This is a genomic window from Nocardia sp. NPDC047654 (genome assembly GCF_043205035.1).
Classification (GTDB): Bacteria; Actinomycetota; Actinomycetes; order Mycobacteriales; family Mycobacteriaceae; genus Nocardia.
The window spans coordinates 190,941-204,712 of the sequence record NZ_JBIDDF010000012.1; the positions used below are offsets into that span (position 1 = coordinate 190,941).

Sequence of the window (13,772 nt, forward strand, 5' to 3'; positions counted from 1 at the left end):
GACGGCGCTCAGCCCGGCCATCGTTCCAGCGCCTCGCGCACCTCGGCGATCGCCTGCCCGGCATCACGGAACTGCACCGCCTGCCAGCCGGATTGCCTTGCCGCGACGCAATTCTCGTCGAGGTCATCGATCAGCAGGCACTGGCCGGAGGCGACGTCCGCATGCTCGGCGGCGAGGGCGAAGATCGCCGGATCCGGTTTGCGGACTCCGACCTTGCACGAATCGATCAGGGCGCTCAAGACCCCGTCCAGATCGATCATGGCGTGCCAGTAGGGCTCCCACTCGACGACATTGTTGCTGAGCACCCCGACCCGGGTACCGCCCTCGGCCAGCTCGATCGCGAAGTCGCGAACCGCGCTGTTGGCCTGGTGGCCGGCGAACCACTGCCTGCCGAAATCGGGTTCGCTGCGCGAGAGGTCGATCTCGGGTTGCTTGGCCCTGAGCACGGCGTGCAGCTTGCCGACCCACTCGCGTTCGTCGAGCAGCGCCAGTTCGATCGGCGCCAGCGGCGCGAGCCCGTATTCGGCGCCCACCTCGGCGATGGCGAACTTCAACAGGTCGGGCGCAATGCCCGCGACCTCCTCGTAGCGCTCGAACAGGTCGTCGAGCGGCGGTGAGAGCACCCCGCCGAAATCGAACCAGACGAACGGCCCCGCCGTCTTCGCGGCGGTCACTGGACCATCGTCCCGACGTCGGCCGGACGGAAGCGCAGCTCCACCTCGCCGACGGCGATCACATCCGCGCCCTGGGTCAGGTCCACCTGCGCCCGCACGCCGCCGCCCGCGCCAGGAAGCGGAGCGACGGTGGCCCTGGCGATGGTCTCACGCTCGAATTCACCGAACTTGGTGAACTCGATCCCGAGCCGCTGCATCACCATGCGGCTGGTGTCCAGGCCGAGGACGGCGTTCGCGGCTGCCATCGCGACCTGCCGGGCCGCTTCGAACTGCAACATGCCGGGGACATGATCGAGGGCATGATCGAACAGGGAGGGATGGTCGGTGTCGATGATGGTCAATGCCGTCAGCTCGTGCCTGCCCGACAGCACCGGATTCGCCAGGATCGCATTGCGTGGGTTGTGCCTGCCAACCGAACCCGGCCGCATTCGCGCGACCGGCACTTGACCCGGAATCACGTGCTGGGCGGGCAAACCCAGCGCTTCGCGCCCGCGCACCCTGATCCGGTTCCACACCGCGGCGGGCATCCACTGGTAGACCATCACCTCCCGGGCGGCTTCCCTGCCCTCGATCTCGGCGACCATCTCGAGCGACAGGCCGATGATCTGATCGTCGCGGCGCTTCTCGTCGATCACTCGCGCCTCGATGACGCAGTGCCCTGGGCAGTTGCCGATCCGCAGAGTGTCGCAGTCGGCGATGGTGAAATCCGCCGAACCGAAGATGAACTTCTCCGCGCGAGCCACCCCGAGGAAGGTGTGCGCGTAATAGATCGCGACCTGCCGGAACACCTCGATGAGCAAGAGCGGATCGTAGGTGGTCGCGGTACCCCGATGGTCACTGAAATACGAGTGGTTGCGGGGCAATTGAGCGGCGAACACCGCACCGTCGGGAATCGGCTGCGCGTCGGTGAGGAAGACCTCGGCGATCGATTCCCGGTGCACGATGCCTCGCGGAATATTGCGATCGAAGGTCAGGGTTTGCGTTGCGGCGGTCATGATCGAGCCTTCCTGGAACGAGGGGTTGGCGGCAGACTGGTCAGCGGACGGCGATGTCGTATGCCCAGGCATTGACGGTGTTGCGGGGCGGGTCGAACAGTGCGGTCACGTTGTGGATCGCGGAACTCGCCGCGACACTGTTGCGGTCGGTGTAGAGCGGGATCGCCACGGCGTTGTCGAGCAGGTGCGCGGTGATGGTGTCGAACAGCTGCTTGCGCTGTTGCGGGTCGGTCGCCTTGGTCGATTCGATGAGCCACCGGTCCACCTGCGGGTCGGCGAGTTTGGCGCCCGCGACGATGGAACCGAGGGTGATGCCGTCGATCTGGCCGTACTTCAGATCGGGTGTGGTGGAGCCGTAGGCGCGGTTGAACTGCAGCGACAGGTCGAGTCCGCCGACCTGACGCGGGAACGCCTCGTACTGGTTGCGGGCCAGCAGATCGTAGACCTGGGCGTTCTCGACGAACTGCAGCTCGACCCGGATCCCGAGATTCTGGCGCAGCTCGGCCTGCCAGGCCTTCAGGAAATCGTCTTCCGGATAGGTCGGCGTGGTGGCGAGCAGACGGACGGTCAGGCGCTGTCCCGCCGCGTCGGTGCGGTAGCCGTCGGCGTCCTTGCCGGTCCAGCCCGCCTGATCGAGCAGGGCGCGGGCGGCGGCGACGTCGGGTTTGCCCTTGGTCTCGTACTTGGCGTCGTAATAAGTGCTGTCCGGAGAGATGAGGCTCCAGGCGCGCTGCTGGGAACCCTTGGTCAGACTGTCCACCACCGCGGCGATATCGACGCCCGCGGCGATGGCCCGCCGCACCCGCACGTCCGTGGTCGGGCCGTTGGTGAGGTTGAGCATGATCACCGTTGGCGCGGCCGACGAGCCGATCTGTTCGTACTGGAATCCGTCGATCCCGTCGAACAGGGAGATGTCGGTGGCCTTGACCGTGCCGATCGCGTCGACCTCGCCGCTGCGCAGCAGACCCGCGCGGGTGGAGGCTTCGGGAATGTACTCGACGACGAGATCGTCCACGTACGCGGCGCCCTGATGCGCGGCGGTGGCCGGACCCCACCGGTAGTCGGGATTCCGGTGGAAGCGCAGTTCCTGCCCTTGGACCGCCTTGTCCAGGATGAACGGACCCGAACCCACCAGCCCGATTCCGCTGGTGAGGGTCTCCTTTCCGACGTTCAGCGTGCTGGGAGCCACGATGGCGCCACTGAGTCCGGCGAGGGTGGACAGGAAGTCCGCGCGGGGTGTGCTCAGTGTGATCCGCACCTTGTAGGGGTCGACCACGTCGACCGCGCTGACGCTCGAGTACTGCAGGAGGCCGAGCACCGTCCAGGACGGGGTGTCCGGATTTCTCAGCACATCGATGTTCGCCTTGACCGCGGCGGCGTCGAACTTCTCTCCGTTGTGGAATGTCACGTCCCGGCGCAGCGTGAATTCGTACACCGTGCCGTCGGGGGAAACGGTCCACTCGGAGGCGAGCCACGGGTGGAACTTTTCGTCGCGGTCTTCGGCGATGAGACTGTCATAGCTGTTGCGCAGCACCTGGGAGGCGTCGAAGGCCGCGCCGACATGGGGATTGAGGCCGCGTGTCGGATAGGACGGCAAGGCGATGGTGAAGGTACCGCCCGGCTGCGCCGGTGATGTCGGTCCGCCCTGGCCGCTGCCGGGTTCGGGGTCCGAGGCGCAGGCGCCCGCGGCCAGGACGATGCCGACGGCCAGTGCGGTGAACAGTCGAGTGAGGCGATTACGCACGCGAGGGTCTTTCCGTGGGGTCCGGTACCGCCAGGCGCGGCACGGAGTCGAGCAGGGAACGGGTGTATGGGGAGGTCGGCGCCGTGAAAATGTCGTCGGACGAACCTGATTCGACGATCACGCCGCCGTGCAGGACGAGCAGGCGGTGACAGATCTGCCGGACGACGGCGAGATCGTGGGAGATGAAGATGATGCCGACCCCGCGCTCGCGCGCGAGTTCGGCGATCAGTTCGAGGATCTGGGCCTGCACCGAGATATCGAGTGCCGACACCGGCTCGTCGCAGACCATCAATTCCGGCTTGCTGCCAAGCGCCCTGGCGATATTGACGCGCTGGCGCTGCCCGCCCGACAGTTCGCGGGGGTGACGATCGATGCTGTCGGCCGGCAGGCGCACCGCGTCGAGCAGACCCATCACCTCGGCGCGCCGTTCGCGTCGGCCGACCCGCAGGGCGACGCTTTCGCCGATGATCTCGCCCACCCGGTAGCGGGGATCGAAGGATCCGGTCGAATCCTGCGCGACCAGCCCGATCCGGCCGGGACGGCGAGTGCGCGGCGTCAACGGCGCTCCGGTGAAGCACATCTCGCCGCCGTCCGGCTCGATCAGCCCGGTGATCATCTTCGCCACCGTCGACTTACCCGAACCGGATTCACCGACCACGCCGAGCACCTCACCGGCCCTGACCTCGAAGCCGATACCGGCGACCGCGGGCACCGCACGGCCCCGCACCCGATAGGCCTTGGTCAGCGCGCTCGCGGTGAAGATCGGTGCGCGCGAACGTGACGGCGGTGCGCCCGCCCTGCCCCGCGGCACCGCGGCGATCAATGCCCTGGTGTACTCGTGCCGCGGATCACCGATGACCTGCTCCGCGGGCCCCTGCTCGACGACGCGCCCCGCTTTCATCACCAGAATGCGATCGGCCACCGAGGCCACCACCGCCAGATCGTGGCTCACCAGGATCATCGATCGCCCGCCCGCGACCTGCCGGACCAGTAGGTCGAGCACCTGCGCCTGAACCGTCACGTCGAGCGCCGTGGTCGGTTCGTCGGCGATGAGGATGTCCGGGTCACCCGCGAGGGCGGAGGCGATCAGCGCGCGCTGGCGCTGACCGCCCGACAGCTGGAACGGCCGCTGCCGCTTGCGCACCTCGGGATCGGCGATCCCCACCGAGATCAGCAGCTCGTCGATGCGGGCCGCGCGGCCGGAGCGCGGTGTCGCGCGCAACGCTTCCGTCATCTCGTCGGCGATGGTGCGCAGCGGATCGAGCGCGACGAGCGCGTCCTGGAACACCAGTCCTATCCGGGCGCCACGGATCCCACGCCACTGCCGTTCGCTCAGTCCGAGGGCCGGGGTACCGAACAACTCGAACCGGTCGGCCCGCACCCGGGCGCCTGCCCCCGCGAGACCGACGAGGCTGCGTGTGGTCACCGATTTGCCCGAACCCGATTCACCGACGATGGCGAGAATCTCGCCGCGCCGCAGGTCGAAGCCGACGCCTTCGACGACATCGCCCGCGTTCCCGGGGAAACCGACGCGCAGGTTCCGCACGCTCAGCACGGTGTCGGTCACGGTGTCCGTGCTCGGCACGGCGGCGGCGGTGAGCGTCATGGCTGTGCCCTTCGTTCGAAGCGGTGGCCGACGTGGCGGCCCAGCACCGTGGTGGCCAGGACCACGACCGTGACGGCGGCACCGGGGAAGGCGACCGACCACCACGCGATACGCAGATCGCCGTGCGCCTCGGCGAGCATGGAACCCCACTCCGGGTCCGGAGGTTGCGGGCCGAAGCCGAGGAAACTCAAGGCGGCGGCGCCGAGAATGCTGGTCCCGAGGCCGAGGGTGACCACAACCGGCAGCGACCGCAACGCGTTCGGCAGGATGTGGCGAACCACGATCCGCGCGCGTGACCGGGTCAGCAGTCGCGCCTGCGCGACATGGTCGGCGGCGCGCACCGCCCGGGTTTCCGCCCGCATCACCCTGGCGAATCGCGGTGCCGCGGCGATGCCGAGGGCGAGAACGAGATTGCCGGTTCCGGTGCCTGTGAAGGTGATGAGCACCAGGGCCAGCAGCACCTCGGGGAACGCGCCGAGCAGATCGAAGGCGCGCGAGGCGATGGCATCCACGACCCGGCCACCGATCCCGGCCACCAGCCCGGCATTCACGCCGATCAGCACCGCGAGTGCCGTCGCCGACACCCCGATGAACAGCGACAACCGGGCGCCGTGCACGACACGGGTGAACACGTCGCGGCCGAGTTGGTCGGTGCCGAACGGATGCGACAGCGACGGCGGCCGATGCGCCGCGACCAGATCGGTCTGCAGCGGGTCCGCGGAGGCCAGCAGAGTGGGCCCGAGGGCGGCGACCACCGCGAGAACGAGCACCGCGCCGGCGATCAGGACAGCGACGGGACGGTGCGGTACCGAGAGGGTGAAGCGTTGCCGCAGTATGGCTGTCGTCATGCGGAGGCCTCCTGCAGGCGCGGATCGATCCAGAGATAGGCGATGTCGACGACGACCGTGACGATCAGATAGACGGCGGCCGACAGCAGCGCGACACCGAGCACCACCGGAACGTCGGAATAGCCGACGGCCTCGACCGTCGCCCGTCCCACGCCGGACCGGCCGAAGACCTCTTCGACGACGACGGTCCCGGTGAGCAATCCGCTCACGGCCCATCCGGCCAGGGTCGCGGCCGGGATCAGCGAGTGCCGCAGTCCGTGTCGCAGGCGCAGGCGGGTGGCGCCGATGCCACGCGATCGAGCGGTCAGCGCGAACGGCTGCTCGAGCGCGCGCTCGATCCCCTCCCGCATGACCTGGGCCAGCACCGCGGCAATGGGCAGCGCCAGGGTGACGGCCGGGAGTATCAGACGCTGGAACTCGTTGCCCGCGGTCACCGGCAGCACCTTCAGCGTGAAGGCGAAGATCCAGATCAACAGCAGCCCGGTCCAGAAGGGCGGCGCGGAGGCCACCACGATCTCGGCCGTGGTGATCGACCGGCTGAGTACATCGCGCCTTCCCGCGGTGAGCACGGCCAGCAGCGGCGCGAGGACGACCGCGAGGAGCAGTGCGAATCCGGCGAGCTGGGCGCTGCTGCCCAATTGTTCGCCGAACACGATGTCGGTCACGGGTTCACCGCGAACGTATGAGTAGCCGAGGTCGCCGTGCAGCAGCCTTCCGAGGTGGTGCCCGTACTGCACGAGCAGCGGGCGGTCCAGACCCCAGTCCTGTTCGATCCGCGCACGCAGTCCTGGATCGCTGGACTCCCCCATGATCGCGGTGACCGGATCGCCGGGGGCGATGTGCACGGCCAGGAACGCCAGGGTGACCGCGGCCCACATCATCGCCACCGCGGACAGGACCACGCCCGCGATACGGCCGAACACTCTGCGCCGATGTGGATTCATCGCGGCTCAGTCCTCGATGGGCGCGCCGACCAAGCTGCCCCATTCGGTCCAGGATCCGTCGTAGACGCGGACCCGGTGATCATCGAGCAGGTCGGTGAACACCAGCCAGCCCAGCGCGGCGCGATGCGAGAGCCGGCAGTAGGCGATGATCTGCTCGGCACCGTCGATGCCGAGCTCCGCGATCCGCTCCCGGAGTTCGGACACCGGCCGCAGCAGTCCGTGCTCGTCGAGCAGATCCTGCGCGGGCAGGCTCCGCGCGCCCGGAATCCGGCCCGCCCGTTCGGCACCGTGATCGATCGGCTCGGTGAGCGGGGACACCCGCACACCCGAATACTCCTGCGGTGAGCGCAGATCCAGGATCGCGACGGACGATCCGAGGGCGGCGCGTACCTCGTCCCGGCCGACGACGATTTCGTCGTAGCGCGGCGCCACCCGGGGCAGCGGCTCCGTCGACTCGGAGGCCTGCGCGTCGCCGGTGGGCTCGGCCGCATCGGCGGCGCGTTCGATCGGTGCGGCATCGTCGGCGCTCGACGCGGTGCCGTTCGCGGCTTCGGCGCCGCGCCACGCGGGCAATCCGCCGTCCAGATAGCGCAGGTCACCGCCGACCCCGACGGCCGCGGCCACCCAGATGGCGTACGCGGCGAACTGCGTCGGCTCGCCCGCGAAGATCACCGTCGACTCGGCATCGGCACCCAGTGCGTGCAGACGATCGACCAGGACCGGCGCCGCGGGGAATTCCCGGCGCGAGTGGTGCCAGAGCAGATCTTTCCAGTAAACGGTGCGCGCGCCCGCGATGGTGCTCTGGTCCGACTCGGCACCCGGCGTGTTGGTCACCTCGATGACGATGATGCCGGGTACCGAGAGACGGGTCCGCAACCATTCCGCGTCGACGACTCGGCTCGTCAGGACGTCTCCCACAGCAGTCCTCCCGCTGATATGTGCCGGGTCGGGCGACCTCGGTGGTGAAAACATATGAGCCGAACCGCGATACCGTGAACACAAAAAGTCACGCAGACCCGAATTATGTTTCCATCGGCTCGGAATACATATCCTCGGCACCGCGCATAGTCCGAGCGTCGAAAGGATCGCGATGTCCGGGGCCCGTGCCGCCCACCTCATCTCCGCGAGCAACTTGCGTGACGACCCACCCGAACAGCTGGTGCTGCTCGACGTCCGGGTCGGCGCAGGCGGGCCCGACCCCAACGCATTCCGGCGCGGACACCTGCCAGGAGCGCGCTTCGTCGACGTCGACGCCGACCTGGCGGGTGCCGCCACCGCGCGCTCCGGCGCCCGCCCGCTGCCGGGGGCCGGACCACTCACCACCGCGCTGCGGAGCTGGGGCATCCGCGCCGACAGCACCGTGGTGGTCTACGACGACTCCCGCTCGGTACCCGCCGCCCGCGCCTGGTGGGTCCTGCGCTGGGCCGGACTGACCGACGTCCGGCTCCTCGACGGTGGGCTGCGGGCGTGGCGCGCGGCCGGCGGCCCCATCGTCTCGGGCACCGAAACCGTCGCGGCGGGAACCGTGTCCGCGCGGCCCGGCGGACTTCCCGTGGTCGGTACCGCCGCCGTGGCGACGCTGCCCGCACGCGGCATCCTCCTCGATGCCCGCCCCCACAGCCACTATCGCGGCGAGGGCGCATTCGCCGGTCACATTCCCGATGCCGTCAACGCGCCGGTCTTCGACGACTTCGACGAGCACGGACTGCTCCGCGACGAACACACCCTGCGTACGCGCTATCGCGGCCTCGGCCTCGGCCCCGCGACACCCGCGGCCACCCACTGCGGCAGCGGGATGGCCGCGGCCCTGCAGGTCTTCGTCCTCACCACGCTCGGCATCGAGATCGCCCTGTATCCCGGCTCGCTCTCGCAGTGGACCGCCGACCCGGCACGACCCCTCGTCCGCGGCGACTCCCCCGCGCCCGGCCCCGTCCCCTCACCCTGATCCTCGGAGATCCGCCATGACCGCCCAGCCACGACATGTCATCCTCAACGCCAACCTGATACCCGGCGGCACCCTCGGCAGCCCGTGGCGGCGCGCCGAACAACCCGCGGCGCACTTCGTCGGGATCGAGCACTACCTCGACGTGGCGCGCACCGCCGAACGTGGACTGCTCGATGCCGTGTTCCTGGCCGACTCACCGGACATCCAGGCCAAGGACTGGACCGCGCCCAGCCGGCTGCTCGACCCGTTCATCGCCCAGTCCGTGCTGGCCGCGCATACCAGCCACATCGGCCTGATCATCACCGCCACGACGTCCTACAACGACCCCTACAATCTGGCGCGCTCGTTCGCCGCGCTGTCGGCGGTGTCCGGTGGCCGGGTGGGCTGGAACTACGTCGTCACCGGCGGTGACGCCGCGGCCCGCAACTACTCCCTGAGCCAGGCCCCGCCGAAGTCCGAACGGTACGCCCGTGCCGCCGAATTCCTGGACGTGGTGACCGCGCTGTGGGATTCGACGCCCGCCGACGCGGTCGTCGGTGACAAGGCGACCGGCCGCTACCTCGACCCGGCGGTGGTCCGGCCGATCGACCACGACGGCAAATTCTTCCGGGTGGCCGGGCCGTTGAAGGCGCCGCCGCTGACCCACGGTAGGCCGGTGCTGATCCAGGCGGGCGCCTCCACCCACGGCGTGGAACTGGGTGCGAGGACAGCGGACGCCGTCTACTCCGCACACGTCGACCCCGGGTCGGCGGCACAGCGCCGCACCGAGCTCCGGCGTCGGGCCGCTGACGCCGGGCGCGCTCCCGACAGTGTGAAGCTGTTGCCGGGGCTGATCGTCGTGCTCGCCGATTCCGAAGCCGCGGCCCGCCGACGCGAGCGCGAGTTCATCGACCTCATTCCCGACGAGGTCCAACTGGTCAACCTCGCCGAACGGCTCGGCCTCGACCCCGCCGATCTCGACCTGAACGCGCCGTTCCCGTGGGAGAGGATCCCCGACGAGAACACCGACGGGGGGTCACGAGGACAACGCGCGGCACTGCTCGAGTACGTGCGCTCCAGTGGCGCGGACACGCGTGGCGCGGCGCGCCTGCTGGCCTCGGGCAGTGTGCACGCCAAGGTGGTCGGCGGCCCGGAACAGGTGGCCGGATTCATCGCGGACTGGTTCTCGGCGGGCGCCGTCGACGGATTCAATGTGATGATCGACGAATTGCCCGGCGGGCTGGCCGATTTCGTTGATCATGTCGTCCCGCTGCTGCGTCGGCGCGGCATCTTCCGCACCGAATACGACACCACCACCCTGAGAGGGCATTACCGGCTGTGATCACTTCGTCGTCATCAGCGGCGGTTGACGCGCCGTCGTTGTTCGTGCAGTTGCGCAGCGGTCCGCCGGTCGCGGAGGTCTACCGGCAGACTATCGACATCGGCACGCGTGCCGAACGACTCGGCTTCGGCGCCCTCTGGTTCGCGACCCGGCATTTCGAGGCTCATCACGCCGCACTGCCCTCCGTGTTCCCCTTCGTCGCCGCGGTCGCCCAGCACACCACCACGATCCGGCTCGGCACCGGTGTGGTGGCACTGCCGTTCGAACATCCGGTGCGTCTGGCGGAGGACGCGGTGGTCACCGACGCGCTCAGCGGCGGACGGCTCGAACTCGGTGTCGGCAAGGGCCTCGGATTCGGCCACTCCGCCTCCAGCTACATCGGATTCGGTGTTCCCGACACCGACCGGGAGGCGCTGTACGCCGACCGGTTGGCCGCGCTGCGGCGTCTACTGGCCTACGGTCGCGTCACCGACGACATCGCCCTGTATCCGCCACCGGGCACCCTGCGTTCCCGGATCTGGCAGTCCACCGGCAACATCGACACCGCGCGGCGCGCGGGCGCGGCGGGCGACGGACTCCTTCCGCACGGCAACTCGCAGGCGCGCGCCGGTGGCGATGTCGCCGAGCTCGTCGACGCCTATCTGTCCTCTTGCCGCGGCACACCGCGCATCGGGTCGACCGTCACGGTGCTGCCCGGTGACAACGAACGCGACGCGCTCGACCTGCTCGACACCGACATCCGACTGAGCCCGGCCTACTACCCGGAGCTGCCGAGCGCCGCCGACCGGCGACGGTTCCTCACGGACAACCGCATCCGGATCGGAACCGCCGACCAGATCGTCGAACAGCTGCGCGCGGACCGGGGTCTCGCCGCCACCACCGAAGTGCTGTTCCACATTCCTCTCGCGGTCGGCCATCCCCGATACGCGGAATGCCTGGACCGCGTCAGCGCCGAGATAGCCCCGCGGCTGCATACGCGGCCCGTCCGCTAGTCCAGGAACTCCCGATGCGTGGCACCGGCGGCCTCGGCGAGCAAGCCGGCGAGTTCGGCGAGCCCGGCGGCCGCATCGGGTAGCTGCGGCACCGCGACGCGCACCACGCCCGGGCGCGGCGGTGCCACATACGATTTCGCCCCCGATCCGACGACGATCCCGTGCCGGGCCAGCCCGAGCAGCGCCGCCTGTTCATCGGCGACCTCCACCCACACCACCAGGCTGTTCACACCGGAACACGCGGTGACGCCGCGCTCGCGCAACGCCGCGAGCAGCCCTTCGCGACGGGCGGAATAGCGATCGCGGGCGGTATCGATCAGTGCGGCGGTCGCCGGGTCGATGATGAGGTGCGCCAAGGCGTTCTGCAGGATCCGGCTGTTGGCGGCGATGCCGTGGACCCGGGCACGAATGGCCCGGTCGACCAATTCGGCGCTGCCGCCGATGACACAGGTCCGAATGTCCATGCCGTAGGCCTTGCAATAGCTGCGCACCCGCACGCTGCGGCGCGGGAACCAACGGCCGAGCGAGGGCGCCTGCGCCAGGGCCAGCGGCCCCACCGCGTCGTCCTCGACAATCCAGGGCACCTGCTCCGCCGCGGCGAGCACGGCGGCCAACTCCGTGGCGCGGTCCTCCGACAACGCGCCACGCATCGCGTACCCGCCCTCCGGCTGGAGCACCACCACCGACGGCTGCCGCCGCAGCACCGCCGCCAGCGCACCGGGCAGCGCCCCGTGTTCGTCGGATTCGATACCGAGCACCTCGTACCCGACCTCCGCCAGGGTGTCGAGGAAGCCCGGCATCACCGGCTCCTCCACGGCGACCAGGGAACCCGCGGGTGCGGCGGCGTCCACCGCGAGGAACAAACCCTCCGAACCGCCGCCCGCCGCGGTGAAGGCCTCGGCCACGAACGGCCAGCCGTCGACGACGGCTTCGCGCAGCCGATCGGTGATGTAGTCACGCCCGGGTCGGTTGAGCTGATCGGTGTGCAATCCGGCCAGCACGGCGGGCGCCAGATCGGGTTGCAATGCGTAGTCCGGACTTCCGGTCAGCAGGTCGCGGGCCGCGAGCGCACGGCCCGCCGGGACCTCCTCGAGCGCGACTACCACCGTGCCACCGCGTCGATTGGTGGTGATCAGACCTTCCTCGCGCAGCGCGCTCCAGGCGGCGACAACCGTGCGCGTACTCAGCCCGCAGCGCCGGGCAACCTCGCGAATAGTCGGCAAGCGCGCACCCGCGGTGAGCGCACCGTCCCGGATCAACCGGGCGGTCACCGCGCGCACCGACTCGGGGGTGTGCGAAGCATCGGCCTGCAGCGCGCGCACCAGCAGTGCAGAATCCGGCTCAGTCACTGACACTCCACTCGTCGTCGCCACCCGTACGGAGAATATATGTATCCAGCAAACCGGTTTGTTCCCGGTTGCTCGATATATGTATCCAGCCGTCCAGCGACTCCGGAGCGACCGGCGGATCAGCCGATGGATCGGCGGCCCCTGCCCCGGCGGCCGTGTGGGTGGCACCGCCGCCTGACCCAGCAACCCCGCCTCACCGCAGCCACACATATCGGCCGTCCGCCGACCGAACAGCGGGGAAGCGATTTCTCCGCCACCGCGTCGACCAGTCCGCGGACACCACCGGTCACCGGCACTGTCGCTTCGGCAGCGCCACCTGTGCCGCGGCAGTCAACCAACGGCGGTGAGGCGAGGATGTGCTCACAGGACCGGGACGGTCACCGAGATCATCGCCTCCGACTCGGGCACCTGGTTGGGGTCGTTGCGATAGACGTTGAAGTGGTGGGTCGAGACGTCGTCGTCGGTACGAGCGATTCGCAGACCGTTGTCATTGATGAAGGCCGCGATTCGATCGTGTGCTTGCGGGATCATCTCGGCGAACGGGCCGGTCACGGTCGCGCACACCGCGCGGCGAACCGGGAAGTGCAGCGCCACGAGCGGGCCTCGGGCTTCGACACCTGCGGCGGTCTCCACGAAAACCGATTCGTCGACATCGGTCTCCCGGAATTCCCCGTCGTGTTCGATACAGCCGCCCGCACCGGTGATCGCGATGTTCTGCCGTTGGAGCTCGGGCATGAATCGCTCCCACAGTTCCCCCTCGGCGGCATAGTTTTCCACTGTCCCGCGCAGCGTCACCAGCGTCTGCGCGGGGATGTCGATCAATTGAACCTCGATGTCGGACAAGGTGTTCTCCAGTTCGTTCCGGTCGAGCATGCGCTCGATGAGGGCCAGCCGATGCCTGGCCGAGGCGGCCTCGTCCACGAGTGTCCGGCGCTGCAATCGCAGCGCATCGGCATACGCGGGAGTGCCGAACACGGCGAGCAGGGCTCCGATGGCGGATACGCCGAACCCGACGTCACGCAGCTGCCGAATCCGGGCGGCATCACCCAGCTGCTCCGGCGAATACCGGCGATATCCGCTGGCATCGACCACGGCGGGAGTCAGCACACCGCTGGAGTCGTAGTGCCGCAGCATCCGCACGCTGATCCTGCTCAACGAGGAAAAGCGGCCGATGGACATCAGCTTCGAGGTGTCGGTCACGCCAGTGAGTCTGCAGCCTCACACGATGTCAGAGTCAACCGCCGCGGCGGCGGGCGAACCGGCGAAATCATCGACGAGCGCGTCGGATGTCACACCCGGGCGCGCTGCGTCGTCATCGAGGCGAACCCATCCGGACCAGGACTTACCAAAGAGA

Annotated in this window: 12 protein-coding genes; 3 read left to right on the forward strand and 9 right to left on the reverse strand. The window is 69.1% G+C overall.

Going from position 1 to position 13,772, the window contains the following annotated elements:
• Nucleotides 1–8 precede the first annotated feature (8 nt).
• From ACGF7Y_RS26425 to ACGF7Y_RS26455, 7 genes are read right to left on the reverse strand one after another with little or no spacing between them, the layout of a single operon-like run.
• A complete protein-coding gene (locus ACGF7Y_RS26425; protein WP_393237826.1) occupies nucleotides 9–674 on the reverse strand; it encodes an HAD family hydrolase in 666 nt (221 codons plus the stop codon).
• Nucleotides 671–1,669, reverse strand: coding sequence for an AfsA-related hotdog domain-containing protein (locus tag ACGF7Y_RS26430; RefSeq protein ID WP_393237829.1), 999 nt, complete (start codon nucleotides 1,667–1,669; stop codon nucleotides 671–673). The genes ACGF7Y_RS26425 and ACGF7Y_RS26430 overlap by 4 nt, the downstream gene beginning before the upstream one ends.
• Before the next feature lie 40 nt (nucleotides 1,670–1,709).
• Nucleotides 1,710–3,413: an ABC transporter substrate-binding protein gene (locus ACGF7Y_RS26435; RefSeq protein WP_393237832.1), complete on the reverse strand. Its 1,704-nt coding sequence runs from the start codon at nucleotides 3,411–3,413 to the stop codon at nucleotides 1,710–1,712.
• On the reverse strand, nucleotides 3,406–5,019 hold the full coding sequence (locus ACGF7Y_RS26440; protein ID WP_393237835.1) for an ATP-binding cassette domain-containing protein: 1,614 nt from the start codon (nucleotides 5,017–5,019) through the stop codon (nucleotides 3,406–3,408). Before ACGF7Y_RS26440 ends, ACGF7Y_RS26435 begins: the two co-directional genes overlap by 8 nt.
• Nucleotides 5,016–5,867, reverse strand: coding sequence for an ABC transporter permease (locus ACGF7Y_RS26445; RefSeq protein WP_393237838.1), 852 nt, complete (start codon nucleotides 5,865–5,867; stop codon nucleotides 5,016–5,018). The genes ACGF7Y_RS26440 and ACGF7Y_RS26445 overlap by 4 nt, the downstream gene beginning before the upstream one ends.
• Nucleotides 5,864–6,811 carry an ABC transporter permease gene (locus ACGF7Y_RS26450; RefSeq protein WP_393237841.1) on the reverse strand — a complete coding sequence of 316 codons (948 nt, stop codon included), beginning with the start codon at nucleotides 6,809–6,811 and terminating at the stop codon, nucleotides 5,864–5,866. The genes ACGF7Y_RS26445 and ACGF7Y_RS26450 overlap by 4 nt, the downstream gene beginning before the upstream one ends.
• Before the next feature lie 6 nt (nucleotides 6,812–6,817).
• Nucleotides 6,818–7,729, reverse strand: coding sequence for a sulfurtransferase (locus ACGF7Y_RS26455; RefSeq protein WP_393237844.1), 912 nt, complete (start codon nucleotides 7,727–7,729; stop codon nucleotides 6,818–6,820).
• Between the two features lie 172 nt (nucleotides 7,730–7,901).
• Here ACGF7Y_RS26455 and ACGF7Y_RS26460 point away from each other — a divergent pair, with 172 nt between their 5' ends.
• From ACGF7Y_RS26460 to ACGF7Y_RS26470, 3 genes are read left to right on the forward strand one after another with little or no spacing between them, the layout of a single operon-like run.
• Nucleotides 7,902–8,756, forward strand: a complete 855-nt coding sequence (locus ACGF7Y_RS26460) for a sulfurtransferase (RefSeq protein ID WP_393237846.1) — start codon at nucleotides 7,902–7,904, stop codon at nucleotides 8,754–8,756.
• A 16-nt stretch (nucleotides 8,757–8,772) separates the two neighbouring features.
• Nucleotides 8,773–10,077: an NtaA/DmoA family FMN-dependent monooxygenase gene (locus ACGF7Y_RS26465; RefSeq protein WP_393237849.1), complete on the forward strand. Its 1,305-nt coding sequence runs from the start codon at nucleotides 8,773–8,775 to the stop codon at nucleotides 10,075–10,077.
• Nucleotides 10,074–11,069: an LLM class flavin-dependent oxidoreductase gene (locus tag ACGF7Y_RS26470; protein ID WP_393237851.1), complete on the forward strand. Its 996-nt coding sequence runs from the start codon at nucleotides 10,074–10,076 to the stop codon at nucleotides 11,067–11,069. Before ACGF7Y_RS26465 ends, ACGF7Y_RS26470 begins: the two co-directional genes overlap by 4 nt.
• Here ACGF7Y_RS26470 and ACGF7Y_RS26475 read toward each other — a convergent pair.
• Both ACGF7Y_RS26475 and ACGF7Y_RS26480 read right to left on the reverse strand, forming a co-directional pair.
• The gene (locus ACGF7Y_RS26475; protein ID WP_393237854.1) at nucleotides 11,066–12,418 is read right to left on the reverse strand and encodes an aminotransferase class I/II-fold pyridoxal phosphate-dependent enzyme; all 1,353 of its coding nucleotides are present in this window, start codon (nucleotides 12,416–12,418) and stop codon (nucleotides 11,066–11,068) included. The genes ACGF7Y_RS26470 and ACGF7Y_RS26475 overlap by 4 nt on opposite strands.
• Nucleotides 12,419–12,778: 360 nt before the next feature.
• On the reverse strand, nucleotides 12,779–13,618 hold the full coding sequence (locus tag ACGF7Y_RS26480) for a MerR family transcriptional regulator (RefSeq protein ID WP_393237857.1): 840 nt from the start codon (nucleotides 13,616–13,618) through the stop codon (nucleotides 12,779–12,781).
• Nucleotides 13,619–13,772 lie beyond the last annotated feature (154 nt).

What these genes read in the sequence shown, in the direction of transcription:
- ACGF7Y_RS26430 (WP_393237829.1), bottom strand. Translation starts at nt 1,669, where the DNA reads ATGACCGCCGCAACGCAAACCCTGACCTTCGATCGCAATATTCCGCGA.
- ACGF7Y_RS26440 (WP_393237835.1), bottom strand. Translation starts at nt 5,019, where the DNA reads ATGACGCTCACCGCCGCCGCCGTGCCGAGCACGGACACCGTGACCGAC.
- ACGF7Y_RS26445 (WP_393237838.1), bottom strand. Translation starts at nt 5,867, where the DNA reads ATGACGACAGCCATACTGCGGCAACGCTTCACCCTCTCGGTACCGCAC.
- ACGF7Y_RS26450 (WP_393237841.1), bottom strand. Translation starts at nt 6,811, where the DNA reads ATGAATCCACATCGGCGCAGAGTGTTCGGCCGTATCGCGGGCGTGGTC.
- ACGF7Y_RS26460 (WP_393237846.1), top strand. Translation starts at nt 7,902, where the DNA reads ATGTCCGGGGCCCGTGCCGCCCACCTCATCTCCGCGAGCAACTTGCGT.
- ACGF7Y_RS26465 (WP_393237849.1), top strand. Translation starts at nt 8,773, where the DNA reads ATGACCGCCCAGCCACGACATGTCATCCTCAACGCCAACCTGATACCC.